This window comes from Hymenobacter endophyticus (assembly GCF_032464715.1).
GTDB classification, from domain to species: domain Bacteria; phylum Bacteroidota; class Bacteroidia; order Cytophagales; family Hymenobacteraceae; genus Hymenobacter; species Hymenobacter endophyticus.
Window position 1 is genome coordinate 180168 of the sequence record NZ_JAWDJT010000010.1, and the last position, 24272, is coordinate 204439.

The following is a 24272-nucleotide window of genomic DNA, read 5'->3' on the forward strand; positions in this document are numbered from 1 at the left end:
GGCCGGTTGGTGTTTTAGAGCCAAGCTTTCTGAGAACGGCCGTTAGTACAGCACCCGGAACTTGATGGTGTGTTCTACCTCGCGCAGGGCCTGAATCACCTCCTGGTCGTACTGCTTGTCGATGTCGGTAATCACGTAGCCGATGTGCTCGTTGGTTTTCAGGTATTGGCCGAGGATGTTGACGTGGTGCTGAGCCAGCACGTTGTTGATGCGGGCCAGTACACCGGGCACGTTCTGGTGAATGTGAATGAGGCGGTGGGCCTGCTGCTCGGGTAGCTGAATGTTGGGAAAATTGACGCTCTGCTGGGTGTTGCCGGTATTTACGTACTGCATAATTCGCTCGGGCACAAACTCGGCAATGTTGCGCTGAGCCTCGGCGGTGCTGCCGCCAATGTGGGGCGTGAGCAGCACGTTGGGCAGGCCCCGCAGCTCATTTTCAAAGCTCTCCTGGTTGGTTTTGGGCTCGTAGGGAAACACGTCCACGGCGGCCCCGCCCAGGTGGCCCGAGCGGAGCACGGCCGCCAGGGCGGGTACATCTACCACGTGGCCGCGGGCGTTGTTCAGGAGCAGGGCACCAGGCTTCATCAGGGCCAGCTCCCGGGCCCCGATGAGGTTGGTATTTTCCTGGCGGCCATCCACGTGCAGGGTCACAATATCGGCTTGCTGCAACAGCTCATCCAGGGTACGCATTTTTACGGCGTTGCCCAGTTGCAGCTTCTCGGCTACATCGTAGTAGAGCACCTGCATGCCCACGGCCTCCGCCACCACCGAGAGTTGCGCCCCAATGTTGCCGTAGCCCACAATGCCCAGCTTCTTGCCCCGGATTTCAAACGAGCCGTTGGCCGATTTGTCCCACTCGCCCTGGTGCATTTTGGGGCTTTTCTCGGGGATGCGGCGGGCCAGCATAATAATTTCGCCCAGGGCCAGCTCCACCACCGAGCGGGTATTGCTGAAGGGCGCATTGAACACGGCCACGCCCTTTTTCATGCAGCCGGTGAGGTCAATCTGATTGGTGCCGATGCAGAACGCACCCACGGCAATGAGGCGGTTGGCGGCCTCCAGCACCCGGGGCGTTACCTGCGTTTTGCTCCGGATACCCAGAATACTTACGCCTTCCATGCGGGCGGCCAGCTCCTCTTCATCGAGGCCGCCGGGCACGGTATCCACCTGGTAGCCTTCCTGCCGAAACAGCTCGGCGGCGCGGGGGTCGGGGTTTTCTAGCAGCAGAACCTTAATGCGGTTCTTGGGATAGGAAAGGGTCATGGGGAGCTTGTTCTGGTAGAGAAATTCGTCGAAGGAGGGCAGCACTTCATCAGCGCGGGCCACTACGGCCTCGCGGGTTACGTTTTCGGTGAAGGCATAAAACCGGTCGGCCAGGCCCGCTTCCCGAATCTGGTAGTCGGTGTATCCGTCACCGAGGGCGTACACGGGGCCGTGGAGGTCAAGCTGGCGCAGCTGCAGAATTTTGCCCCCGTCCTGGCTGAGCGGGTTGCTGGCATCAAAGCCGGTAATGCGGCCGTCGGAGTCAAAAGAGAAAGTGTTGGCCAGCACATGGTTGGCGTCGATGCCGAACTCGGCCACCACCGGCTCAATAAACTCCCGGAAGCCACTGCTCACGATGTACACCCGGCCCGGAAACTGCTCGAAGAAGCTGCGGTTGCGCCGGATGCTCTCCGATACTTTGCCTTTCAGCCGCTCCACCAGCAGGGCTATATGCTCACGGCGGGCCGGCAACAAGGCCAGCCGCTCCCTGAGCGACTCCGAGAACTTCAGCTCCCCGCTCATGCCCCGGTCGGTGAGGGCCCGAATGGCGGCTACTACTTCTGGGCGGTTGGGCTGGCCGGTGAGGGCAATGTCGGCCAGTTCATCAAGGCCTTCCACCTGGGTAAAGGTGCTGTCGAAATCAATAATGAGGTAGGGGAGTGGCGCAGGGTTGTCGGGCATAGTGGGGCAAGGTAGGGGGCAACGGGCAATGCAGCACAAGCTGCACCGCAACGGCTCTACGATTTCAAACCAGGAAAGAATACTGACCTCGGCACTTATTGCCTAAATAAGGCTCGTATTTTGGGCTATGCAACTACCACTGGTTCTGCTCACACTACTGCCTAGCCCGCCTGCGCCCCCGGCTGTCACTCTGCACCGGATTACGGCGGCTACCTACGCCCAGGCCCGGCGAGCAGCCAAACCGGTACAAGTGCCGACGACTTTTCCCATAAAACCCCTCAACGGGCAGTTCGTCATTCCTACCAGTAGCGGCCCGCAAACTTTCCGCGACGTGGTAATCGACGAAAAAGCCATTGCCAATGGTCACTCGGAGGATGAATCGACGAACTATGTCTACCACGGCTTCTCGGCTGGCTTCCGACGGCACGTGGTGGAAGTGACTTTCTATGAAACCGGCGAATGGTGGCTCATCAGTCCCGAAGGCCGGCGGCTGACGCTGTACGGAAAACCGGTGTATGCACCCGACCAGCAGAGCATAGCCACCATTTGCCCAGGGTTAGAATACAGTGGTGGCCAGCCCAATGCCCTGCAGATTTTTCGGCTGCAAAATGGTACGCTACGGCCGTTTTGGGAGGTACGGCCTACCAGTTGGGAGCCGGAGGAGCTATTTTGGGTGGATAAGAACACGCTGTACCTGAAGCGGGAAGAATACCCAGGCGGGCGACAAGGAGCCATGAGCTACTGGAAACTAGCGGTGGCGGCGAAACCTGAGTGATGACCAGGCTGAGGTAATCCTTAGCAACCCTAACCAGCGGCCCAACGTACAATCCAACGCATACCATGCAAGCCTGCGAATTGGCTCAAATTCGATTTGCAGTTGCAACAGAGCCCCGGCCGCTAGGCCGGGGCTCTGTTTTTTTCCGTTTAGGCTATGCTTCGTAAAACTCCAGCGGCAGGCCGTCGGGGTCTTCGATGAACGTAAAGCGGCGGCCCGTCAGCTCATCTATCCGAACAGGCTCGGAGGCGACTCCGTGGGCCGTGAGGTGAGCTATGGTAGCGTCAATGTCCGCCACGGCAAAGGCCAGGTGGCGCAGGCCGGTAGCCTCGGGGCGGGTGAGGCGTTGGGGCGGGTTGGGGAAGGAAAATAGCTCGATGACGTACTGCTCGCCCAAGGCCAGGTCCAGCTTCCAGGACTGCCGGGCCTCCCGGTGCACTTCCCGGATGATACGCAGGCCCAGCACTTCGGTGTAGAACCGCTTGGAGCGGGCGTAATCAGCCGCAATAATGGCAATGTGATGAATGTGCAGGAGCGGCAGCATGGAAAGCGAAGTGAAGAAAAGCTGGTTTACTGCACCCGCTTGTCGGTGCAGGCGGGTACCCACTTTGGGTAGCGGCAGTTGGAGCAGGAGGCCGCACCGCCGCGGGGTAGCTCCTGCACCTGCCCGCATTGGCAGCAGGCATATTCCCCCGATTCGGCTACGCGGCTGGCGGCGGCGTCCACTCGCTCGGGCCATACCGGCAGGCCGGAACGTACGTCGGCATCTTCAAAAAAGTAGATGCTCATTTCGCCGGTGGCCTCGATGTACACGCGGCGTACCTGGCCTAGGTGCTCAATCTGCTGCCGCCGCAACTCCCCAAACAGTTCTTTTTGGTTGAGGCGCTGCTTCCGGAAATTTTTCATGTTGATGATGCCTTCTTCCACCAGCAACACCGGGGCCCCTTCCAGCCAGTCGGAGAAGCGCGGCAGTTGCTCGGTGAGGCGGTTGAAGCCCCAGTACATCAGGGCCACGGCCCCGAACACCACCCCCACATGAGCCAGGGGTACGTCGTCGTAGAACATGGCGTCGCCGGCGGCCGAGCCCAGGGCCAGCACAATGCTTAGCTCAAACAAGGAAAGCTGCTTGACCCCGCGCCGGCCCGTCACGCGCAGGACTGCCAGCGTCATAATATAAGTGATGATGCACCGCACCAGCACCTCCAGGAGGTAGAGCGGCGGCGCATCCTCCGACAGCAGAATCCGGTTCCAATCGAAGGGGGTAATAGGGGTGGCAAGGAGCATGAGCAATACTGGTAGCGTATAGAGCGGAAGTATACTGGCTAACGCAAAGCGCGGCTCAACAGTTAGCGCCGCGCCGTTATTGGGGCCAGTCGTGGGGGCCGGGCGGGGGCTGCAGGGGCAGCATGAGGTGGTAGGTAGTGGGGGCGAATCCCATAGCGGCCCAAAACCGGTGGCCTACCTCGTTCTGTACGGCCACTTGCAACTCCAAGTGGTCGGCCCCTTCCTGTAGCAGCCAGTGTCTGGCCGCCAGAAACAGCTCCCGGCCAATACCCAGCCGACGAAAGGGGGGGCGCACCATAGTTTCGGCAATGTAGCCGCGGCGCTTGTAGTGCATGCCGTGGTTGCCGAGCTGGTACATGGCAATCAGCAAACCGGCCAGCCCCTCGGGCGTGTCGGCCACAAAGAACCGCGTGTAGGGTTCTCGCAGCCGATTCAGCAGGGCTTGTTTCAGTTGCACCTCGGCCATGCGGTGATACCCGAAAACGGAATGATACTGCCCGTGCGAATCCATTAGCTCACACCATAGCAGGTATACAGCGTGCAAATCGGAACGGGTAGCAGGGCGGATAATCATGCAAAGAAAGACGCGGACGAAGCCGTAAGATGCGCACCAGCGGCCGGAAACTCAATTTCCGGCAGAAATAAGCAGGCTGTAGGTAAAAGGAAGAGGACGTCCGTAGCGGCATAACGCCTCCGGCAGCGGGTTTGCCGGAGGCGTTGTAACATGAATAATGATTCGGCCACTGCCTAGGCGCTGGCCTGATTCAGCTCCTGCACATCGGCTGCGGTGAGGTGTAGGGAGGTAGCTTTCAGCAACTCCTGCACCTGCTCGGGGGTGGTGCCACTGGCAATAGGCGCGGTGAGGCCGGGCTGGGCCAGTATCCAGGCCAGGGCTACCTGGGCGGGCGAGGAGCCGGCGTGGCGGGCCACCACGGCATCCAGGGCCGCCAGAATGCCCCGGCCTCGGTCGTTGAGGTATTTGGGGCCGATGCTGCTGCCCCGGATGCTTTTGGAGAGGTCGGCCTCGGTGCGGTATTTGCCCGTGAGGAAGCCGGAGGCCAGCCCGAAGTAGGGAATCACGCCCACGCCGTGCTCCAGGATCAGCGGCTGCAACTCTTGCTCAAAGTCGGCGCGGTTGTAGAGGTTGTATTCCGGCTGCAGGCTCTCGTAGCGGGGCAAAGCCTGAGCGGCGCTGGCCTCCAGGGCTTCGCGCAGGCGGCTGGCCGAGTAGTTGCTGGCTCCAATGGCGCGCACTTTGCCTTCTTTGATCAGCTCGGCGTAGGCTTCCAGGGGCTCAGTCACGGGCCGGCTTTCATCGTCCTTGTGGCTCTGGTAGAGGTCAATATAGTCGGTTTGCAGGCGCTTGAGCGAGTCTTCCACCGAGCGGCGGATGTAATCCTTGGCCAGGCCCTGGGAACCGTCACCCATCTGCATGCCTACTTTGGTGAGGATGAGCACGTCGTCGCGGCGGCCGCGCTGCCGGAGCCACTTGCCCAGTACGGTTTCCGACTCGCCGCCCTGGTGGCCGGGTGCCCAGGCCGAGTACACGTTGGCGGTATCAATGGCGTTGCCGCCTCCGGCTACAAAGGCATCCAGCACGCGGAAAGAAGCGGCTTCGTCGGCCGTCCAGCCGAATACGTTGCCGCCCAAAACCAGCGGAGCAAGTTGCAGGCCGGAGCGGCCCAGTTCACGATGTTGCATTGCTTGATTGGGGAAAAAGGGAAAGGAAGGATGGCAAGGTAAAGCCCCGCCGACAAGAGCCGGTATAACTGCCAGCCGCGCCCGATGGTTATGGGATACGGCTGGTACTGGAGTGTAGGGCTGTCCGCGTATCTTCGGGTATGGCCCGCAAACTCGATACCCTGCCCGTACTGGATGCCCCCACCCGCGCGCAGTGGCGCATCTGGCTAATGGCTCACCACACCCAACCGGATGGTATCTGGCTCACGCTCTACAAAAAGGCCCAGGGCCCCGGTTACCTGAACTACGCCGAAGCTGTGGAGGAAGCCTTGTGTTTTGGTTGGATTGACTCAGTGCCTCGCAAAGGGGATGCGCTGTGCTACCAGCAGTATTTCTCGCCCCGCAAGCCGGGCAGCGTGTGGTCGGGGCTGAACAAGCGGCGCATTGCGGCCTTGCAGGCCGCGGGCCAGTTGCACCCGGCCGGCGTAGCCAAAATTGAAATGGCCCAGCAGGATGGCAGCTGGGCTATTCTGGACGCGGTAGATGCCCTGGAACTGCCGCCTGATTTGGCTGCGGCCTTTGCGGAACACGCAGCGGCCCACCAGAACTTCCAGGCCTTCCCGCCAAGCACCCGCAAGCAGATACTGCAGCAGTTGATAGCCGTGAAACGCCCCGAAACCCGCCAGCAGCGCATTGCTCGCATCATAGAAAAAGCTGCCCGCAACGAGCGGGCTGTGTAAGCGGGGTCTCTGCAACAGGTTGCCGTATCTTCGCGCCATGCGTTGGATACCCGTATTTCTGTTAAGCCTATTCCTGCTGACCGCCGCTTCGACCCCTTTAGTACCGGCTGTTGTGGAGCGGAGTTTTCAGCCGCAATTTGACCAGTATGGGGTGCGAGGCTCGTTTCTGCTGTATGATGAGCCGGCGGGGCAGTACGTGGCCTACAACCTGAAGCGCTGCCGCCAACGGTTTCTGCCGGCTTCCACCTTCAAGATACCCAACACCCTCATTGGCTTGCAAACCGGGGCCCTGCCCGATACGGCCACCATCTGTAAGTGGGACGGGATGAAACGCAGCTTTCAGCAGTGGAACCAGGATATGAGCTACGCCCAGGCCCTGCGGGTGTCGTGCGTGCCGTGCTACCAGCAGCTGGCCCGGCGCATTGGGGTGGCCCGCTACCGGCAGTGGCTCCCGCGCCTGGGCTACCCCGGCATGGTAGTCACGCCGGCCACTCTGGATACCTTCTGGCTGGATGGGAAGTCCCAAATCAGCCAGTTTGAGCAGGTAAACTTCCTGCGCCGGCTGCAGGCCGAAACCCTGCCCGTGGAAAAGCGCCACCAGCGCGCCGTGCAGCAGATTCTTATTCTCAAAAAAACGGCGGAATACACGCTCTACGGCAAAACCGGCTGGCGCTTCCGCTCGGCCCGCAACCCCGACAACGGCTGGCTGGTGGGCTGGATAACGCGTGCCAACGGCCGCCGCGCCTTTTTCGCCCTCAACATCGAGCCCAAGCCCGGCCCCGTCAACGACGACCAGTTCATAGCCAGCCGCCGCGCCGTAACCGAAGCCGTGTTGCGGGAGCTGAAGTGGCTATGAGCCAAACTGCCCCGCTCCGACAGCGCAGCCGTTCGACCAGTTGGCTTCCGACTAGTACCTTAGCAACATGCGTCGTTGCCTGTTGCTTCTACTTCTGCTGCCCCATCTGCTAATTGCTCAAACAGCGCCCCAGCGGGCCGATATTCTGATTCGCAACGGGCGGCTATACGACGGCACCGGCAACACCTGGACGCTGGGCGACGTGGCCGTGCGCGCCGGCCGTATTGTGGCCGTGGGCCAACTGCCCGCAAGCTACCCCGCCGATACTGTGCTGGACGCCCGTGGCCTGGCCGTAGCCCCTGGTTTCATTGATGTGCACACCCACATTGAGGACGACGAAGTGCGCCAGCCCACGGCCGACAATTTCCTCTACGACGGCGTGACGACGGTAGTAACTGGCAACTGCGGCTCCTCCCGGCCCGATTTGCGCCGCTACTTTCGCCAGCTGGATAGTCTGCACTTGTCTGTGAATGTGGCCTCACTTGTGGGGCAGGGCACCGTGCGGAAAGCAGTGATGGGTCGGGCCCAGCGGCAACCCTCACAGGCCGAGCTGCAGCGGATGGAAACGTTGGTAGACAGTGCTATGCGGGCCGGGGCGGTAGGCTTGTCGTCGGGGCTGATTTACGTTCCGGGTACCTACACCCGCACGCCCGAGCTGGTGCGGCTGGCCCGGGTGGCCGCCCGCCACCACGGCCTCTACGCCACCCACATGCGCAACGAATCCGACAGCGTGCGGCAGGCCATTCAGGAAGCGTTGCTGATTGGGCGCGAAGCGGGGCTGCCGGTGCAGATTTCCCACCTCAAGCTGGGCGGGCAGCAGAACTGGGGCCACACGGACGAGTTGCTGAGCCTCATCGAAACTGCCCGCCAGCAGGGCCAACCCGTCACCATCGACCAATATCCCTACACCGCCAGCTCCACCAGCCTCAGCACCCTGCTGCCCGATGATGTGCAGGCCGACGGCCGCGACTCCCTGCGCGCCCGCCTGGCCCGCCCGGCCGTGCGGCGGCAGGTAGAGCAGTTTCTGGCGCAGCGGCTAAAACGCAAGGGTCTCAAGCATTTCAGCTACGCCGTAGTAGCCAGCTTTCCACCCGAGCCCAGCTACAACGGCCGCAGCCTGGAGGAAATCAACCAGCTGCGCCACCGCCCCCACAACGCCCGCGCCGAAGCCGCCACCGTGCTGGACCTAGTGCTGCAATACGATGCGGGAATGGTGTTTCACGGCATGAGCGAAACCGACGTGCAGAACATCATGCGCTACCCTCAAAATATGGTGGCTTCCGATGCCAGCATCCGGGTGTGGCAGGAGGGCGCGCCCCACCCACGCGGCTACGGCTCCAATGCCCGCGTGCTGGGCCACTATGTGCGGGAGCTGCGCATTATCACCCTGGAAGAAGCCATCCGCCGCATGACCAGCCTGCCCGCTCAAACCTTCGGTTTTGCCAATCGGGGCCTGCTGCGCCCGGGCTTCGCGGCGGATATCGTGGTATTCGACCCCGCCACGGTAGCGGATAAATCTACTTTCGCCCAGCCCCACCAGTATTCCGTGGGCATGAAATACGTGCTGGTTAACGGCCGCCTCACCGTGCGCGAAGGCCAGCACACCAGCCAGCGTGCCGGGCAGGTATTGTACGGGCCGGGGAAGGAGTAGCGTGGCTCTGCTTCGCGCACGAGCCGCAGGCGAGTATCCGGTATTGCGCCTCACGCGTGGTTACTCGCGTTGCTCGTGCGCGAAGCAGAGCTGCGCGCTACTGCCGTTCCAGCACGCGCCAGCCGTGGCCGGGTACCGATAACTCGTCGCCCTGCTGGAATAGTAGTTGCTGCCCGCTGAATACGTCTCGCCAGGTGCCGTCTGCTTCCGCCGGTAGGGTAAGCGGCGTTTCCCGGGCTTCGGCGTTGATAACGCAGAGGACTGTTGCGCCTTCTTTCCCGCGCAGGAAGCCGTACAGCTGCTCGGGGCCGGGGAGGCGGCGGAAGCGGCTGCTGGTGTCGCCGTTGCGCAGGGCGGGGTGGCGGCGCTTGAGCTGGAGCAGCTTGGTGTAAAACTCCTGCAGCGGAATGGTGTACCAGCCAATGGTGTCCCGGTCGAAGAACTGCAGGCGGCGGCTAAGGGCGGCTTCCTGGCCGGTGTACACCAGCGGCATACCGGGCAGCAGCACCGTGAGTACGGCAAACGGTAGCGCCAGCGGGCCCAGCCGCTCGTACTCGGTACCGTCCCAGCTGTTCACGTCGTGGTTGCTGGTGAAGTGCATCAGGTACACCGAGGGCGGATATTTGGCCCGTTCGGCGGCCAGGTACACGTCGATATCCTCCAGCCGGGCCTTGCCTTCGGCAATGTGGTCGAGGAGGTAGTGTAGGCGCAGGCCGAAGGTCATGTTGAAGGCCCGCTCCAGCAGCTTGGTGTCGGAGTTGAATTCCTCCCAGCTTAGGCCGCCGCTGGGGTACAGCTCGTCCCACTCGGCCAGCATAAACAGCGGCTTCACCTCATCCAGCTCCAGGCGGGCCTCGTCCCAGAAATCGGTGGGTACCAGGCCGGCCACGTCGCAGCGGTACCCGTCAATATCGGCCTCCTGTACCCAGTAGAGCAGGGCGTCGGTCATGTAGCGGCGCAGCTCCCGGCTGGTGTAGTCGAAGGCTACCACGTCGGTCCAGTCGGCTACGGGCGGCACTAGGTTCCCGTGAGCGTCGTGTTGGTACCACTCGGGATGTTGCTGCACCAGCGGGTTGTCCCAGCTGGTGTGGTTGGCTACCCAATCTAGGAGCACGCGCAGGCCCAGGCCGTGGGCGGTCTGCACCAGGTGGCGCAAATCATCCAGGGTGCCAAACTCGGGGTTCACCCCAAAATAGTCCTGCACGGCGTACTGGCTGCCCAGTGTGCCCTTGCGCTCTACCTGGCCAATCGGGTGAATCGGCATCAGCCACACAATGCTGATGCCCATTGCCGCCAGCCGAGGCAGGTGCTCCTCAAACGCCCGAAAAGTGCCTTCCGGCGTGAAATTGCGCAGGTTGACTTCGTAAATGGTGGCGTTGGCGGCCCACTCCGGGTGGCGCACCCGAAACAGATGGGAGTGGGGGTGCAAGGGTTCTTCGGCAGTCATGGCAAGGTCGTTTCCTGCGGTTGAACGACGGGCAAGGGCGGAAGTTCTTTGTTGGTTGGGTTGAAAGTAGATGTCCTCTGCAAAACCAGACCGTCATTCCGAGCGCAGCCGAGGAATCTCGCGTGCTGACGTTGGGCTAGTAATTCAACGAAGCGGTAGAGATGCTTCGACTTCGCTCAGCATGACAGGTACCATTGCAACGTCAGCACGCGAGATTCCTCGGCTACGCTCGGAATGACGGTCAATTACAGTGGCTACCGTTTATCCACCGCTAAACCTGCACTAATGCTTCAGATACTCGGCGGCGGCGCGGTTTTTGGGGTTGAGGACCAGGGCGCGGGTGTAGTATTGGGTGGCTAGCTTCTTGTTGCCGAGGGCGGCGTAGGTTTCTGCCAGGCTGTCGTAGGTGTTGGCGCTTTTGGGATACATCTGCGTGTTGAGTTGGAACACGGCCAGCGCATCATTCAACTGGCCCTGCTCCACCAGGGAGTAGCCCCAGGCATTAACAGCCGTTTCGGGTAGCTCGGCGGTGGGGTTCTGGCGACGGACTTTGCGCACTTCCTCACTTAAGTGGGAGAAGCCGCGCTGGCGCAGGGCACGGTGCAAGGCGCGCAAGGTAGGCGGCAGACCGAACCCATCGGCTACGCGCATATCGGGCAGATAGCAGGCGGCCAGGGCATCCACAAAACGCTCGGGGTTGGCACCCTGCAGGTTGGTGAGCACCACAATGGCCAGCTCATCCTGGGGGTACACGAACACGGCGGAGCGGCCTCCGCCCACCGGGGCTACGGCCGGGTGCTCGGGCCGGCCGGCCGTGGGCCAGCCCAGGGCGTAGCCGTTGAGCTTACCCCCAAAACTCTGGGTTGTGCCATCATTAAGGCGGCCGGGCGTCCAGAGAGTAGTGAGGCTCTGGGGTTGCAGCAGTTTTCTTTGCTGCAAGGCCACCAGCCAGCTGGCTACTTCCTGGGCCGTGGAACTCATGCCGGCCGCGGTGCGCAAAGATGGCGGAAACACCTCAAACAGGTTGCGCAGCTCCTTACCCCGGCGCGGTGCGCCGTTCACGTACTGGGTGTACGTATAGCCGCGCGCGAGGTGGGGCAGCACGTTATGGGCGTCGCCGAAGCTGGTGCGCGGCATGCCTACCACTTGTAGCTGGCGCTGCTGGATAAACTCGGTAGATGGCTGTCCGCTGAGCTGGGTGATGAGGCGGCCGAGCAGCAGGTAGTTGGTTTGGTTGTAGGCAAACCGCTCCCCGGGCTTGAACTCCAGCGGCTGCTTCTGTACCTGCTGCCAGGCGGCGGCCTCGTTGTTTTCAGTCACCAATGCGTCCTCCGGAAGGATATCGGGCAGGCCGGAGGTGTGGGTGAGCAACTGCCGCACGGTGGCCGGGTACCAGGCAGCAGGTAGCTCGGGCTGGTAGCGGCCAATGGGGGCGTCCAGGTTCAGCTTGCCGGCTTCCACCAGCTGCATCACCGCCACGCCCACAAAGGCCTTGGTGATGGAGTTGAGAAAGAAGCGCGTTTGCCCGGTTACTGCTACTGAATCCTGGATGTTGGCCAAGCCATACTGCCCCAGCTTCACAACTTTCCCGTGGCGCACTACCGCCAGCTGCAGGCCCGGGATACGGAGTTGCCGCATGGCCTGTTGCACCAGCATATCCACGCTGTCGGCCGGGGTGGTTTGGGTGGTGGTAGGCGCAGTTTGCGCGGCAGCAGACGAAGCAAGACCCAGCGTCAAGAGCAAGGCGCTGCCGAGCAGGCCGGCACACAGGGGGCGGAAAAGCGTTTTCATAGTAGGAGAGAAGTTGAGGATCGGACATCCAGGGTGCGGGGCAACCGGGTAGTTGCTAGGGCAGATGGGCTGGCCACCCGAAAGGTTGCCCACAACACAGTGTATGTAGGTAAGTAGCTGGGGCACTGAAATAATTAAAAAGGCAACGTGCCCCAGCTACTTCGCCAGGGCACGTTGCCTTCTTAATCCAATAAGGAATATTCCGCCCCTGTACCGGTACGGGCTTTACTGCCGCTGCAGCACCCGCCAGCCCCGGGCCGGCACCGTAAGTGGGGCGGTAGGGGAGAAGCTCACCGCTTGGCCCGAGAAAACGTCTTGCAACGGTTCTGCTTCCGGTGCCGACACCTGCTGCGGAGTATCCGTGAAGTTCACCACGGTAACCACCACGGCGCGACCTTTCCGGCGCTCAAAAGCATACGTGCCTTCCGGCGACGCCAAGCGTACGAACCGGCTGCATGCATCTCCGTTGCGCAGGGCCGGATGGTGCTTCTTCAGCTGCAGCAGCTTGGTATAGAAATCCTGCAGCGGGTAGTTGTTCCACGAAATGGTGTCCTTGTCGAAGAAGCGCAGGCGCTTTTTGAGAGCTGCCTCCTGGCCCGAGTACACCATCGGAATACCCGGCAGCAGAGCCGTCAGCACGGCCTGGGGCAGGGCATTTTTGCCCAGGCGCTCATACTCGGTACCGTCCCAGCTGTTGATGTCGTGGCTGGTAGTAAAGTACATGAGGTAGCTAGTGGCCGGGTAGCGGCTGCGCTCCACTTTTCGGTACGCGTCGAGGGCCGCTACGGGCTGCTGGCCCCGGCTGATGCTGTCTAGCAAGTAGCGCATACGCAGGGCGTACGTAGCATCAAAGGCCTGTTGCAGCATACCGGTGTTAGGGTTGAATTCGCCTTTTTGGAGGAAGGGCGGGTCGTGCAACTCATCCCACTCGGCCAGCATGAATACGGGCTTTACCTTTTCCAGCTCCGTCCGCGTCTGGTTCCAGAAGTTCATGGGCACCAACCCGGCCACGTCGCAGCGGAACCCGTCGAAATCGGCCTCCCGTAGCCAGTACAGCATACTCTCCTGCATGTAGCGGCGCAGTTCGGGCTTGCTGTAATCCAGGTCGATGACGTCCTGCCAGTCGGCTACCGGGGGTACTAGCTGGCCTTGAGGGCCGCGCGTAAACCACGCGGGGTGCTCCTGCAGCAGCTTACTATCCCAGCTGGTATGGTTGGCCACCCAATCCAGAATTACGTGCATGCCGCGTTTGTGGGCCTCCGCAATCAGGTGCTGGAGGTCCTGCATCGAACCAAACTCCGGGTTTACGGCCCGGTAGTCACGGATGGAGTACTGACTTCCCAGCGTGCCCTTGCGGTTCTTCTCCCCGATGGGCTGCACCGGCATCAGCCACAGAATACCCACGCCCATTTTCTGCAGGCGCGGCAGGTGCTGCTCAAATGCCCGGAATGTGCCCTCCGGCGTGTACTGCCGAATGTTCACCTCGTAAATGCTGGCCGAATCGGCCCACTGCGGGTGGTGGATAGTATATTGGGGCGGGGCAACCGGGGCGCACTCGGTGGTTGCGGGGGCGGAGGTACGCGACTGGCAAGTGCTGAGCAGCAGGCCACACAGCAGCATTAGGGTAGGACGAAGCATGCCGGAATATACACCGAGCTCGGCACTAGAGCTGTGCCATCAGCTTTATTTATAAGCATAACAGCAGCAAAAAACGAGGGCCTGAGCTACAAAAGGCCGTCATGCTGAGCCTGCCGAAGCATCTCTACCGCTTCGTTGTAATAGCAATAATTAGCCAGAGGTAGAGATGCTTCGGCTGCGCTCAGCATGACGGACTTCTTGCTGTAGACATGCGAAACGCTCTGGCCTCGATACTGTTGGGCCGGCGCTTATTTCACCTCTTCCACCTCCAGAACGCCGGGCAGGTGAATACGGGCTGGCAACTGACCGGCGCGGGCGAAGTCGGCCCAGAACTGGCGGACGGGGCGGCCGGCAGCTTCCACTTCCGGCCAGCCTGCTTCGCCCAGTAAAGGCACGGGAGCCCAGGCCTCGGCGGAGCCAAACAGCAACGGTAAATCAATAGTGTGGGCCCCGCCAAACTCGCTGCCCGCTGGGTGATACCGCACCGTAAACAGGTAAGCGCGGCCGCCGGCCAGGGCGTGGCGACGGGCAAAAGCCACGGCCGGCCCCACGTATATACGCCGGGAGCCCGCCGCAATAAGGGCCTGCACCAAAGCCGGCGCCGGGCGGGGCAGCGTAAGCAGGCGGCGTAGCGGCGGCGCAATGACGGCAAAGAAGCGCAGCTCATCGGCGGTGGCTCCAATCAATACATCGAAGTGGGGAGCTGCCGCCTGCCAGGCCGCATCGGCGGCCGCTTCGGGTGGCAAGGGAGCCACGCCGTATTGCACCCCAAACGGCATTCCCGCCTTCAGCCCTGACCACCGAGCGGCTTGTGTTGCCCGGGGTTGGGCGGCCAGCACGTGTTCCAGCGGCGCATCGGGCGGGAGGGGCGCTACGGCGGCCGCCATGGCCCGGGTCATGCGGGCGCGGCCGGGGGCCAGGCCCAGCGGGGCGCTGTGCAGAATCACGCGCCGGAACAGCCCGGCCGCGCCCTCGGCTAGCATCAGGTGCGCCGCCGCGTCACCGCCGGAGGAGTGGCCCAGCAGCGTCACGCGGCCGGCATCACCCCCGAAGGCGGCAATGTTGCGCTGCACCCAACGCAGCGCAGCCAGTAAATCGAGCAGGCCCAGGTTGGCGGGCGCGTGCCGGTGGCCCAGAAACCCCAGAATGCCCAGGCGGTAACTCACGGCCACTACCACCAACCCCTGCTCGCGCACCAGCGGAGCGGGGTCGTAGAAAGCCAAGTCGCCGGCCCCGCTCACGTAGGAGCCCCCATGAATCCAGACCAGCACCGCCCGCGCCGGACCCATATGGTAATCAGCCGGGGCCGTTACGGTCAAACGCAGACAATCCTCATCGAAGGTGCGGCCGGCCAGGGCGGGGCCCAGGGCCTCCTGCAGCGCCGGGTCGGGCACCTGGGGGCATACCGGGCCGGGGGTGGTGGCTTGGCGTGTTTCGGGGTGAGCGGGTTCGTCGATGGGAGTTTGGAACCGAGTGGCGCGGGCGTAGCGGATGCCGCTGGCGCGCACCAGGCCGGCGTGGTAGTGGCCTCGCAGCGGGCCATCGGGAGTCAGGAACAGGGGAGCAGAATCAGTCATGCGGGAGGCGAAACAACGCGGCCGGAGCCGCCCTGCATACCACCAACAGGGCCGCGAGGTTGCCGTTATGAATCCCACGGCCCTGCTAGCCCGCAGTGCTGCTCTGCTACCGGTTGCCAGCCGGTTGGTAGCGGCGGGGCTGGTACTGCACGCCCCCAAACAGGTACAGCATAATGGTGCGGGAGTAACGCAGGCTCAGCGGGGTAAGCAGCACGGCTGCTACCGCTACACTGGTCACGTACACCCACACGGCCGGGTCGTGGAGCAGGTGATACACCAAAAAGCCCGTTACCAGCATAATGGCCGTAGAAAAAGCATAGCTAATAAACATGGCGCCCCAGTAAAAGCCGGGTTCGGGCTCGTAAGCCTGGCTGCACACGGGGCAGCGTTCCGGCATTTCGGCGAAGCGCACCGGGTTAAAGGCCGAGTGCGTGAACAGCTGGCCTTCGTGGCAGCGGGGGCACCGTTGCTGCAGCAGCGCCAGGGTATTCGAATCTATGGTTGCCATCATGGATTGGGTGCTTGAGTAAGTACAGAACAAAGGTAAAACGCCTCTCAAGCGGGCGTAAGAGGCGTTTGCGGGTTTGTCTGGTACAAATCAACGAGGGTAGTAAGCAGAGGCGAGAATGGCAGAGAAGGAACCTCTGCACGCTGGTCGTGATAAGCTGTTACTACCCACATCAAACCGTCCTCCTCGGCTCCGCTCGGAAAGACGTAGCAATCTGTTACCTGTTATCTGCTGCCGCGCTGCCGGCCAGCCGGAATGTCTCTGGGGTTTGGGTGGTGTGTTTGCGGAAATAGCGGCCGAAATAGGAGGCATCTTCAAAACCCAGCTGGTCGGCTATGTGGGCCACGGTAGCATCGGTGTGGCGCAGCAGGCGGCGGGCTTCAATGAGTACCCGCTCCTGAATGAGGGCGCTGGCCGTTTTGCCCAGGTGGCGCTTGCATAGGGCGTTGAGGTGGTTGGGCGAAAGGTGCAGCCAGTCGGCGTACTGCTGCACCGCCCGCTGCTGCCGGAAGTGCTGGTTGAGCAGGCTGCCAAACTCGCGCAAAAGCTGCTGGGCGTGGCGGGGCTCCTGCGCCTGGCGGGCCGGGGCTGCGGGATACTCGCGGGCCGCCAGCTCCAGGCACAGCAGCAGATACGCCCGAAAAACCTCGTCCTGCTGGGGAGCCGGGGCTGAATGCTCCTCCCACATGCGCTCCAGGAGGGGCAGCAGCGCAGCTTCGGCGCTGGGCAAGTACAGCACCGGGGCGTGGGCGTGGTTGAAGAACGGGTACTCGAACAGGCGGCTGCCGGGGTAGCGGAGCAGGTAAAAATCGGCCTCAAACAATACCACGTAGCCTTGGGCATCGGCGGAAAGCTGCCAGTGGTGTACCTGGCCGGGCGTCATAAAAAACATGCTGCCCGGTTTCAGCTCGTAGCTGATCAGGTCGATGGTGTGGGTGCCGTAGCCCTCCGTAACGTAGAGCAGCAGGTAAAAATCGTGGGCGTGGGGCTGGCTCACGCCGGGGAAATTGGCCACGTGCCGGGCCAGCCGCTCCAGGTACCAGGGCCGCCGCACCCGCCCCTGCGGAAAGGATTCGAGCGTGAGAACAGGCAGGGACATACGGCTAGGGCAGGAGGGTGAGCGGGTGTGAAGGCAAAAGGCGACTGGTGAACGGCTTCCCAAGTGTAACGGAAGGGCAACGCGCAGAATAAGACTAGGATTAGAAACTAGGCCCCCGCCTCAGGTAAGCAGGGCCGAGGGGTGGTTGATTTTATCTGAGAACATAAAACTAGAAGGTAGCTTTAGTGCCGTTCAACGATTATTTACCATCCCTAACCTCTCCTCCCCTGAGGAGGGGAAGTAGTTTCTAACCTGGCTCTATAAGCGCCAGTGCTACTCTTCGAACCGGCGCAGGCGCTTTTTGCTGAGTTCATAGCTGACAATGGCCGGTACGTAAAAAGTCACATCAGCCAGTAGCTTGGCAGCCACAATACCGCCACTGCGGCTGCCCAGCAGGCGCGGAAGCCATACCATTAGGGCCGGCCTGATCAGCAGACTATCGAGAACTTCAGCGGGGCCGAATTCGACCACCAACGCCCGCACATTTTGCCCGAATGTGCGGCGAGTGTACCGCTGACCGCAGCGGTGCAGTTGGCGGCGGGTTTGGCGCACATCCTGCAGCAGCAGCCAGCCGAAGTACGCCACGTTGCCGGCCCAGGTGCCGGCCAGCGCCGCCTGCACTTCCCGGCCCGGAGCCAGGTGCCAAGCCAGTCCCGCCCCGCCCAGCGTAGCTACCACCGACAGCCCCTCGGCCGGCAGGTAGCGCCGCAGCCATTCTCCTACTTTTGCTTTCATGCGGGTGAGCGAAAAGAATGAGCGAAAAGAAACGGCTATTTTTCCAGGCGCCCGCCAAAGATACCGCCTCTACTATGCAAATTCCGTTTACGCCGTTGGTTGTGGTGTTGTGGGCCGTGGTGGCGCAGGCCTTGCTGGCCGCCGGACTGCTGTGGGTGGCGCCTACCAACCGGTTGCCCAATCGGTTTCTGGCCCTGCTCATGCTCAGTATTGCCCTGTGGCTGCTGGATGGATTTTTCCGGGTGGCCAATGTGTACGGGCAGAATGCCGACTGGTACTTCGCGCCCATCTACTACTCGTTTGCGTTCGGGCCACTGCTGTACTTTTATGTGCGCAGCCTCATCAACCACCACTTCCGGTTTGCGCCCCGGCAGTGGTGGCATTTTGGGCCGGTGCTGGTGCAGGCGGGCCTGTACTGGTGGCTTCGGCTGCAGCCCTACGCCACGCGCCTGTGGTTCTGGCAGCACGTACACCGGCCCGTTACCTACAGCCTGGAGTTTATCGGCACCTGGGTTTCGCTCACCATATACTTGCTGCTGAGTCTGCAGCTGCTGCGCCACTACCGCCACTGGCTCGCCGATAATTTCTCGGAAGTATCCCGCCTGCGGCTGCAGTGGCTGCGGGTACTGCTGGTGGCCGTGGGGGTGGTGAGTGTGCAGTGGCTGGTGGAAGTGGTGCTGCGCGAGTTTTTCGGGCTGTATTATGAGTACGACTACTCTACCGAGCTATTAGGCATAGTAGTATTTCTGGTGGGAATAGTGGGCCTTCGCCAGGCTGATATGCAGGCCATCCGCTTCGAGCCGGAAACTCTGGAGCCCGTGGAGGCCGCGTCGCCTGAGCAGAAGCAAACAGCCATTGAGCCGGTGTCGGTAGTTAGCACTACGCCGCCCACTGAAGCCATGGTGCCTGCCCTGAATGAAGCTGCCCTGGTCCGCATCCGGCAGGCCCTGGAAGAGGAGAAGCTCTATATGAACCCCACACTCACCCTGGCTGAGCTGGCGGCCCATACCGGCCTGGCTCCTCGGCTGATTTCCGCCACCGTCAACCAAGGTTTTGGCCGCAGCTTCAATGATGTAGTGAACAGCTACCGGGTAGAGGAAGTAAAGCGCCGCCTGGCCGCCCCCGATGCGCAACGCTTCACGCTGCTGGGCATTGCCTTGGAAAGTGGTTTCAACTCTAAAACCACTTTCAACCGCATCTTCAAGCAGTTCACCGGCCTAGCTCCGCGGGAGTGGAATGAAGCTAGGGCATAAGCAAGTGTAGGAGGGTGTCAAGGGTGTAGGGGAGCATGATATCTCCTGTATCTGCTCCCACCCTCACGACTAACATAGTCCCATATCATGATGTGGGGCGTCCCGGACCTGGATGTGGGGCGTTTCGGGGAGTGGAGTGGGGCACCTTTGGGTCGTTCATTCTTCCCCATGACCCATGAAACGTATCCTGCTTTTCTTGCTGCTGACTGCCGCAACGGCCGCGCCGCTGCTGGCCCAAACCACTCCCGCCACCGCCTGGAGCAACCACCGCCGCGTGCTGCCCGATAAGCTGCGCGCGGTACCGGTGGGCCTCACGCTCTGGCACACTCCTAACCCCAACTACCCCGAGCAGCCCGGCGGCTACGTGTGGAAACATAGCACCATGCTGCGCTCCGAAGTAGGGCCGCTGACGGTGGTGGAGTGCGGCAGCTTTATCTGGTACGATGAGCGGGGCTGGCAGCAGAACATGGTGGAAACGCCGGCCGAGTTTGCTGAGCTGTTCCAGTGCCCCGCCGGCCGCCTGGAGTATGGCCGCACATACACTTTCGCCAAAAACTACCGCTACGCCGATAACGCCCGCCGGCTTTACGGCGGCGACGCGCTCTGGTACATTCTGGCCCGCGACGCCGCCGGCAAGCTCTACAAAGGCCAGGGCCTTATTGAAACCGAAGCCACCCCGCGCTAGTCGGGGCTACCCCGCAACTCACCTCATCAAGCACAACCGCCATGAAACTACTGCTCACTCTTTGTGTACTGCTTACGCTGGCCGCCGCCCGCCCCGCCGCCGATGTATACCAAGTCAATACCACCGCTAGCCGCATTACGTGGACGGGCTACGCCGAAGTAGGTACGTACGCCCCCACCGGCACCGTGCAGCTGCGCCAAGGTACGTTCGCCTATGATGGTCGCACCCTGCGTGCCGGCCGTTTCGAGTTTGACATGCGTACTATTGAACAGGAGCAGACCCAGTTGGCCGAGCACCTGCGCGGCCCCGATTTCTTCGACGTGGCGCGTTTCCCAACGGCCGTGTTCGTGCTTGACGAAGTTCGGGCTGGCCGGGCCAGTGGGCAGCTTACCCTGCGGGGCGTCACTCGGCCCGTTCAGTTTCCGCTCACTCTTACCAAACTGGCCAATGGCCAACTCCGCGTTGCCGGCACCGCTACCCTCGACCGTACTCAATTCGGTATCAACTACAACTCCAGCAGCTTTTTTCAGAACCTGGGCAGCTACGCCATTCGCAATGAGTTCAAGCTGGCCTTCGATGTGGTGGCAGAAAAGGAGGACCATTGATATGTACTGACAGCGGCTGCCTGGTGAGTAGCTGCCGCCCCACAGTGCCCGTGGCAACACCAGCGCCCCCGCCGGCGTACAGTTTCTGGAAACCCGTTACTGCCCTCTCAACCCTCCTTTCCTATGAATCATAACGCCCGCATCGAAGAAACCATCCAGAACATTTACGACGCCCTGGAAAACCACCACGACCACCCCGTAGAAAACGGTATCGGCTACATCGACGGCTGGATTTCGGCCCTCGACGGCCTCGGGGGCTCGGCCCTGACGGGGCTGCAAACCGAACTGCGCAACCTGCGCGGCTACGTGGAGCGCGACGACCGGGCGGCCATTGCCAGCTCCCTGCAACACCTCGGCCAGGAAACCTCCCTCATTGCCCGCAACCTGCACGATGCCACCGGCGACCAACTCCGCCACCTGGGCCAAACGCTCATCACCGCCGCTGGCAACCTGAAGGTGTCGTAGGAATTCTGCTGGGTTTACTGCCTCGCTACTAGCACCGGCCGCTGCTCCCGCCAAGGGGTAGCGGCCGGTGCTAGTAGCGAGGCAGCAGCTGGCCGTATTGGTCAAGGCGGCAGCAGGTGGAGCCCGAAGTTGCTTTTGGGCCGTCCAGCTCCTGCCGGGTGTAGCGGTACGCCCCGTTGCCATTGTACCAGTGCAAAATCAGCCCTTGTTCAGGGGTAAATACCCACCGTGAGGTACGGTCCTGCTCATCCGTTAGCTCAAAGGAAACGCAGCGGTACAGGTAGTCGGCAGAAGCACCGGGCAGGAAGGCGTATGGCCGGTAGACGGGTAACCGCTGCTCTTCGCTTATTTTAGTGCTCACGGAAGCCGTGTTATTAAAGGAAACAGTCAGTTTTCGGGTGGTGTCGGCGGCTAGAAATTCTAGCAGAAATGGCAATTGCCGCAGCTGCTGCAAGTAGTAATCGGCCCGGCGCAGCACAGAATCGGGTGGAAATAACTGCCCATTCTGAATAGTGAGTGCTACGCCCAAGCATACACCGGCGGGCATAGTTGTATCGCGGGCCTCAAATTCCAGCCGGTTTTCAAAGTTCCACTGCCAATTACTAGAAATAGATTCCCGAATACGGCTTACCCGAAACCGTTGCCGGAGCTTGTTGAACTCTGGCCGGAAGTTCTCCCAGGTGAGAGCCTCTACCTGCTTTTGGCACTGGTCGTCGTAGAGTTGCCTGGCCAGTCGTGGCACCAGGTTTTGGGGCTGAAAGCGGGCGTAGTTGGAGCTTTGAGCGGCCGGAAGCAGCCGCACGAGCAGGGGCGCAATCCGGACGCTATAGTTCAACCGGTTCTGGTCGTCGCGCCAGGGCAAACCTAGGTAGTTACGGCTGGCCAGTACCCGTACCCGGCGGTCGGGGTAACATAGCGTCAGCTGGAAGCGGGTGGTGCCAGAGCTATGGAGCAAGGTATAGCCCTGGCGCAAAATTGCCCGGTTTACGGCCCGCAACAGGTATTCGGGCCGGACTACGGCGGCTTCAACTACGGCAGTCTGGCTAGGGTTCCAGGCTGGGCGGTAGGTTAGGCACTGCTTTAGCAGTTGCTGCGCCAAATCGGCAGAATACCCGTATCCCAGGTCGGCCGGCTGCAGGGTGGGGTAGGGTGTCTGCACCTCATTTACCAGTTCCTGCACCAACTGGCGAGGTATCTGCCTAAGCCGTTTGCGCCGCTGGCGGATTTTATCGCCTTCCTCCCACCAAGTCCGGTACAGCCAAAACGTGTTTCGGCGGATGGTCACCTCATAGCGGTAGTTGAAAGTGCCGCACCATTTATCGAAGGAATTATCCTCGATGAGAATGGTGCCGGGCATATTTTGACCCTGTACCAAACTAGGAAGCAGGCCCAGCAGCAAGCTCAGCCAGCACAATACAATACGCCGCATACAAACCAGGAGAAGAACAGCACGCACAACTGTATGCGAAAATAGAAAGCAAATACGCCACCCATGCCCTCTTAATATCCCGCTGCCGCGTCGTCGCCGCGGGGGTCGGCGCCGCCTTCCAGCTGGCCGCCCGGCAGCACCCGGATTACCTCTACCCGCCCCCAGGCGTTACGAGGATTGAGTTTGTAGCCGCGGGCTTGCAGCGAATCCTGGGCGGCGGGTAGTAGGGCCCCAGCTTCCACATCAATCTGATCCGGGAGCCACTGGTGGTGCAGGCGGGGGGCGGCCACAGCCTGCTGGGCGTTCATCCCGTAATCCACCACGTTCAGAATAGACTGCAGCACGCTGGTAATGATGGTGCTGCCGCCGGGCGTGCCGGTTACCAGGGCCAGCTTGTTGCCTTTCGTCAGGATGGCCGGCGTCATGGAGGAAAGCATGCGCTTGCCGGGCGCAATGGCGTTAGCCGCGCCGCCTACCAGTCCGTAGGAGTTGGGCGTGCCGGGCTTGCTGCTGAAGTCGTCCATTTCGTTGTTGAGCAGAAACCCGGCTCCTGCTACTACTACCTTGCTACCGTAAGCCCCGTTGAGGGTAGTGGTGCAGCTTACGGCGTTACCCTGGGCGTCTACCACGTTGTAATGCGTGGTCTGGTCCGATTCGTAGCCGGGCAGGCCTGCGCCGGCCGTTACCTGGGCACTGGGCGTGGCGCGGTAGGGCAGGGTAGTAGCCATGCGCTGCTTATTGTAGGGCTTTCCCAGCAGCTGCACTACGGGCACGCGGCCGAAGTCCGGGTCGCCGAGGTAGGTGGCGCGGTCGGCGTACACGCGGCGCTGGGCCTCGGTAATCCAGTGCGTAGCCTGGGGCGAGTGCCAGCCAGCTTGGCCGAGGTTGTAGGGCTCCAGCATCTGCAGCATCTGCAGCAGCGCCACGCCACCGGAGCTGGGCGGCGGAAACGTCAGCACAGTATAGCCGCGGTACTGGCCGTGCAGGGGCGTGCGCCACTTGGGCTGGTAGTTTAGTAGGTCTTGCTTACTGATGATGCCCTTGCCACGCTGCATTTCGGCTACCAGCAAGTTGGCCGTTTCGCCCTCGTAGAAACCGGCCTTGCCCTGGTCCCGAACCCGCTCCAGCGTGCGGGCTAAGTCAGGGTGGCGGATTACCTCCCCAGCCGTCCAGGAACTCGATTTCAGATAGGCACTGCCAGGGTTGAGTTTGCCAAAGGTGTCGTGCTGCCCGTTGAGTCCGGCGGCTTCTTTTTCCGTCAGCTTTAGGCCCTGGGCCGCCAAGTCAACGGCAGGTTGTACCACGTCTTTCCACGGTAGCTTGCCCAGTTTCTGGTGTAGGGCCCACATGCCCGCCACGGTACCGGGCACGCCGGCCGCCAAATGGCCCAGGGTGCTCAGGTTGGGAATGACGTTGCCCTGGGCGTCCAGATACATATCCCGGGAGGCAGCGGCCGGGGCGGTTTCCCGGAAATCCAGTGCGCCTTCCTGCCCGTTGGCGCCGCGGTAGAGCAAAAAGCCTCCGCCGCCAATGTTGCCGGCTACTGGCAAGGCCACCGCCAAGGCAAACTGCACGGCCACGGCGGCATCGTAGGCATTGCCACCCCGCTGCAGAATTTCTACCCCTATGCGCGTGGCCTCCGGGTGGGCTGAGGTTACCATCGCCTTGGCCGTAACTACGGGAGTAGCCGCCGGAATAGGTGCCGATAAGGTGCCAAGAGCCGGGGCAGTGGTAACAGACGGAGCAGTGGAAGTGCAGGCTGTCAGGGCCGTCAGCAGCAGGAAGGGAATGTAGTAGCGCATAGAAACGTAAAGGTAGGCTAGGATGTAAGGAAAAGCGCGGAGCCACGCCTGTGGTAGGAAGCGGCGCCAACATAAGCGCACAATGGCCTGGGAGCGCAAAGTACGCTCCCAGGCCATTGGTTGCGGCTACTATTCTTACTCCGAAACGGCTCCGACAGCCTAGGGCAAGTAACCGCACATAGTAGTTAGGAAGTGTTAACAGTCACGCAGCCAGAGTACGGTTGCGGCAAGATGAACAAAGGCCAGAAAATGGGCATCCAACTTGTCATAGCGCGTGGCCACGCGGCGAAACTGCTTGAGGCGGCTAA

Annotated in this window: 22 protein-coding genes and 1 pseudogene; 8 read left to right on the plus strand and 15 right to left on the minus strand. The window is 61.7% G+C overall.

Annotated elements, in window-relative coordinates; genetic code table 11:
- Positions 1-42: 42 nt before the first annotated feature.
- Positions 43-1944 carry a phosphoglycerate dehydrogenase gene (gene serA / locus ROI90_RS15460; protein ID WP_315999258.1) on the minus strand — a complete coding sequence of 634 codons (1902 nt, stop codon included), beginning with the start codon at positions 1942-1944 and terminating at the stop codon, positions 43-45.
- A 127-nt stretch (positions 1945-2071) separates the two neighbouring features.
- On the opposite strand from serA, the gene ROI90_RS15465 reads away from it, so the two are divergent.
- On the plus strand, positions 2072-2719 hold the full coding sequence (locus ROI90_RS15465; protein ID WP_315999259.1) for a hypothetical protein: 648 nt from the start codon (positions 2072-2074) through the stop codon (positions 2717-2719).
- 154 nt (positions 2720-2873) lie between these two features.
- Here the strand turns inward: ROI90_RS15465 and gloA2 are convergent, their stop codons facing one another.
- From gloA2 to ROI90_RS15485, 4 genes are all read right to left on the minus strand, one after another.
- Complete coding sequence (gene gloA2, locus ROI90_RS15470) at positions 2874-3263, minus strand: SMU1112c/YaeR family gloxylase I-like metalloprotein (RefSeq protein ID WP_315999260.1); 390 nt, start codon at positions 3261-3263, stop codon at positions 2874-2876.
- A gap of 26 nt (positions 3264-3289) precedes the next feature.
- Complete coding sequence (locus ROI90_RS15475; RefSeq protein WP_315999261.1) at positions 3290-4003, minus strand: DUF421 domain-containing protein; 714 nt, start codon at positions 4001-4003, stop codon at positions 3290-3292.
- A gap of 76 nt (positions 4004-4079) precedes the next feature.
- Positions 4080-4577, minus strand: coding sequence for a GNAT family N-acetyltransferase (locus ROI90_RS15480; RefSeq protein WP_315999262.1), 498 nt, complete (start codon positions 4575-4577; stop codon positions 4080-4082).
- Between the two features lie 173 nt (positions 4578-4750).
- On the minus strand, positions 4751-5704 hold the full coding sequence (locus tag ROI90_RS15485; RefSeq protein ID WP_315999263.1) for an aldo/keto reductase: 954 nt from the start codon (positions 5702-5704) through the stop codon (positions 4751-4753).
- A 140-nt stretch (positions 5705-5844) separates the two neighbouring features.
- Here ROI90_RS15485 and ROI90_RS15490 point away from each other — a divergent pair, with 140 nt between their 5' ends.
- The 3 genes from ROI90_RS15490 (at position 5845) to ROI90_RS15500 (ending at position 8930) form a co-directional block, all read left to right on the plus strand.
- Positions 5845-6423: a YdeI/OmpD-associated family protein gene (locus ROI90_RS15490; protein ID WP_315999264.1), complete on the plus strand. Its 579-nt coding sequence runs from the start codon at positions 5845-5847 to the stop codon at positions 6421-6423.
- A gap of 37 nt (positions 6424-6460) precedes the next feature.
- On the plus strand, positions 6461-7279 hold the full coding sequence (gene blaOXA, locus ROI90_RS15495) for a class D beta-lactamase (protein ID WP_315999265.1): 819 nt from the start codon (positions 6461-6463) through the stop codon (positions 7277-7279).
- Positions 7280-7346: 67 nt separating this feature from the next.
- The gene (locus tag ROI90_RS15500; RefSeq protein ID WP_315999266.1) at positions 7347-8930 is read left to right on the plus strand and encodes an N-acyl-D-amino-acid deacylase family protein; all 1584 of its coding nucleotides are present in this window, start codon (positions 7347-7349) and stop codon (positions 8928-8930) included.
- A gap of 97 nt (positions 8931-9027) precedes the next feature.
- On the opposite strand, the gene ROI90_RS15505 is transcribed toward ROI90_RS15500, so the two are convergent.
- From ROI90_RS15505 to ROI90_RS15535, 7 genes are all read right to left on the minus strand, one after another.
- Entirely contained in the window at positions 9028-10377 is a 1350-nt protein-coding gene (locus ROI90_RS15505) for an alpha-amylase family glycosyl hydrolase (protein ID WP_315999267.1), read from the minus strand.
- A 282-nt stretch (positions 10378-10659) separates the two neighbouring features.
- Complete coding sequence (locus ROI90_RS15510; protein ID WP_315999268.1) at positions 10660-12168, minus strand: serine hydrolase; 1509 nt, start codon at positions 12166-12168, stop codon at positions 10660-10662.
- A gap of 225 nt (positions 12169-12393) precedes the next feature.
- Positions 12394-13806: an alpha-amylase family glycosyl hydrolase gene (locus tag ROI90_RS15515; RefSeq protein ID WP_315999269.1), complete on the minus strand. Its 1413-nt coding sequence runs from the start codon at positions 13804-13806 to the stop codon at positions 12394-12396.
- 248 nt (positions 13807-14054) lie between these two features.
- A complete protein-coding gene (locus tag ROI90_RS15520; protein ID WP_315999270.1) occupies positions 14055-15383 on the minus strand; it encodes a carboxylesterase family protein in 1329 nt (442 codons plus the stop codon).
- Positions 15384-15489: 106 nt separating this feature from the next.
- Positions 15490-15891 (minus strand): DUF983 domain-containing protein, encoded by a 402-nt coding sequence (locus ROI90_RS15525; RefSeq protein WP_315999271.1) that lies wholly within the window; start codon positions 15889-15891, stop codon positions 15490-15492.
- 217 nt (positions 15892-16108) lie between these two features.
- Positions 16109-16990: a helix-turn-helix transcriptional regulator gene (locus tag ROI90_RS15530; protein WP_315999272.1), complete on the minus strand. Its 882-nt coding sequence runs from the start codon at positions 16988-16990 to the stop codon at positions 16109-16111.
- A gap of 273 nt (positions 16991-17263) precedes the next feature.
- Positions 17264-17725 (minus strand): hypothetical protein, encoded by a 462-nt coding sequence (locus ROI90_RS15535; protein ID WP_315999273.1) that lies wholly within the window; start codon positions 17723-17725, stop codon positions 17264-17266.
- A 74-nt stretch (positions 17726-17799) separates the two neighbouring features.
- Here ROI90_RS15535 and ROI90_RS15540 point away from each other — a divergent pair, with 74 nt between their 5' ends.
- From ROI90_RS15540 to ROI90_RS15555, 4 genes are all read left to right on the plus strand, one after another.
- Positions 17800-18978 (plus strand): helix-turn-helix domain-containing protein, encoded by a 1179-nt coding sequence (locus ROI90_RS15540; RefSeq protein ID WP_315999274.1) that lies wholly within the window; start codon positions 17800-17802, stop codon positions 18976-18978.
- Positions 18979-19153: 175 nt separating this feature from the next.
- Positions 19154-19663 carry a hypothetical protein gene (locus ROI90_RS15545; protein ID WP_315999275.1) on the plus strand — a complete coding sequence of 170 codons (510 nt, stop codon included), beginning with the start codon at positions 19154-19156 and terminating at the stop codon, positions 19661-19663.
- 41 nt (positions 19664-19704) lie between these two features.
- Positions 19705-20268 carry a YceI family protein gene (locus ROI90_RS15550; RefSeq protein WP_315999276.1) on the plus strand — a complete coding sequence of 188 codons (564 nt, stop codon included), beginning with the start codon at positions 19705-19707 and terminating at the stop codon, positions 20266-20268.
- A 123-nt stretch (positions 20269-20391) separates the two neighbouring features.
- Entirely contained in the window at positions 20392-20733 is a 342-nt protein-coding gene (locus ROI90_RS15555) for a hypothetical protein (protein ID WP_315999277.1), read from the plus strand.
- Positions 20734-20803: 70 nt separating this feature from the next.
- Here ROI90_RS15555 and ROI90_RS15560 read toward each other — a convergent pair whose 3' ends face one another.
- The 3 genes and pseudogenes from ROI90_RS15560 to ROI90_RS15570 form a co-directional block, all read right to left on the minus strand.
- Positions 20804-22162 carry a hypothetical protein gene (locus ROI90_RS15560; RefSeq protein ID WP_315999278.1) on the minus strand — a complete coding sequence of 453 codons (1359 nt, stop codon included), beginning with the start codon at positions 22160-22162 and terminating at the stop codon, positions 20804-20806.
- A gap of 71 nt (positions 22163-22233) precedes the next feature.
- The gene (gene ggt, locus ROI90_RS15565) at positions 22234-23964 is read right to left on the minus strand and encodes a gamma-glutamyltransferase (protein ID WP_315999279.1); all 1731 of its coding nucleotides are present in this window, start codon (positions 23962-23964) and stop codon (positions 22234-22236) included.
- A gap of 195 nt (positions 23965-24159) precedes the next feature.
- Positions 24160-24272 (minus strand): annotated as a pseudogene (locus tag ROI90_RS15570) (IS5/IS1182 family transposase); the annotation flags it as partial.

Excerpts from the sequence above, each read along its gene's own strand:
- ROI90_RS15510 (WP_315999268.1), bottom strand. The coding sequence starts at position 12,168 with ATGAAAACGCTTTTCCGCCCCCTGTGTGCCGGCCTGCTCGGCAGCGCC.
- ROI90_RS15530 (WP_315999272.1), bottom strand. The coding sequence starts at position 16,990 with ATGTCCCTGCCTGTTCTCACGCTCGAATCCTTTCCGCAGGGGCGGGTG.
- ROI90_RS15500 (WP_315999266.1), top strand. The coding sequence starts at position 7,347 with ATGCGTCGTTGCCTGTTGCTTCTACTTCTGCTGCCCCATCTGCTAATT.
- ROI90_RS15490 (WP_315999264.1), top strand. The coding sequence starts at position 5,845 with ATGGCCCGCAAACTCGATACCCTGCCCGTACTGGATGCCCCCACCCGC.
- gloA2 (WP_315999260.1), bottom strand. The coding sequence starts at position 3,263 with ATGCTGCCGCTCCTGCACATTCATCACATTGCCATTATTGCGGCTGAT.
- blaOXA (WP_315999265.1), top strand. The coding sequence starts at position 6,461 with ATGCGTTGGATACCCGTATTTCTGTTAAGCCTATTCCTGCTGACCGCC.
- ROI90_RS15535 (WP_315999273.1), bottom strand. The coding sequence starts at position 17,725 with ATGAAAGCAAAAGTAGGAGAATGGCTGCGGCGCTACCTGCCGGCCGAG.
- ROI90_RS15475 (WP_315999261.1), bottom strand. The coding sequence starts at position 4,003 with ATGCTCCTTGCCACCCCTATTACCCCCTTCGATTGGAACCGGATTCTG.
- ROI90_RS15525 (WP_315999271.1), bottom strand. The coding sequence starts at position 15,891 with ATGGCAACCATAGATTCGAATACCCTGGCGCTGCTGCAGCAACGGTGC.
- ROI90_RS15560 (WP_315999278.1), bottom strand. The coding sequence starts at position 22,162 with ATGCGGCGTATTGTATTGTGCTGGCTGAGCTTGCTGCTGGGCCTGCTT.
- ROI90_RS15550 (WP_315999276.1), top strand. The coding sequence starts at position 19,705 with ATGAAACTACTGCTCACTCTTTGTGTACTGCTTACGCTGGCCGCCGCC.
- ggt (WP_315999279.1), bottom strand. The coding sequence starts at position 23,964 with ATGCGCTACTACATTCCCTTCCTGCTGCTGACGGCCCTGACAGCCTGC.
- ROI90_RS15515 (WP_315999269.1), bottom strand. The coding sequence starts at position 13,806 with ATGCTTCGTCCTACCCTAATGCTGCTGTGTGGCCTGCTGCTCAGCACT.
- ROI90_RS15505 (WP_315999267.1), bottom strand. The coding sequence starts at position 10,377 with ATGACTGCCGAAGAACCCTTGCACCCCCACTCCCATCTGTTTCGGGTG.
- ROI90_RS15540 (WP_315999274.1), top strand. The coding sequence starts at position 17,800 with ATGCAAATTCCGTTTACGCCGTTGGTTGTGGTGTTGTGGGCCGTGGTG.
- ROI90_RS15485 (WP_315999263.1), bottom strand. The coding sequence starts at position 5,704 with ATGCAACATCGTGAACTGGGCCGCTCCGGCCTGCAACTTGCTCCGCTG.
- ROI90_RS15520 (WP_315999270.1), bottom strand. The coding sequence starts at position 15,383 with ATGACTGATTCTGCTCCCCTGTTCCTGACTCCCGATGGCCCGCTGCGA.
- ROI90_RS15555 (WP_315999277.1), top strand. The coding sequence starts at position 20,392 with ATGAATCATAACGCCCGCATCGAAGAAACCATCCAGAACATTTACGAC.
- serA (WP_315999258.1), bottom strand. The coding sequence starts at position 1,944 with ATGCCCGACAACCCTGCGCCACTCCCCTACCTCATTATTGATTTCGAC.
- ROI90_RS15465 (WP_315999259.1), top strand. The coding sequence starts at position 2,072 with ATGCAACTACCACTGGTTCTGCTCACACTACTGCCTAGCCCGCCTGCG.
- ROI90_RS15545 (WP_315999275.1), top strand. The coding sequence starts at position 19,154 with ATGAAACGTATCCTGCTTTTCTTGCTGCTGACTGCCGCAACGGCCGCG.
- ROI90_RS15480 (WP_315999262.1), bottom strand. The coding sequence starts at position 4,577 with ATGATTATCCGCCCTGCTACCCGTTCCGATTTGCACGCTGTATACCTG.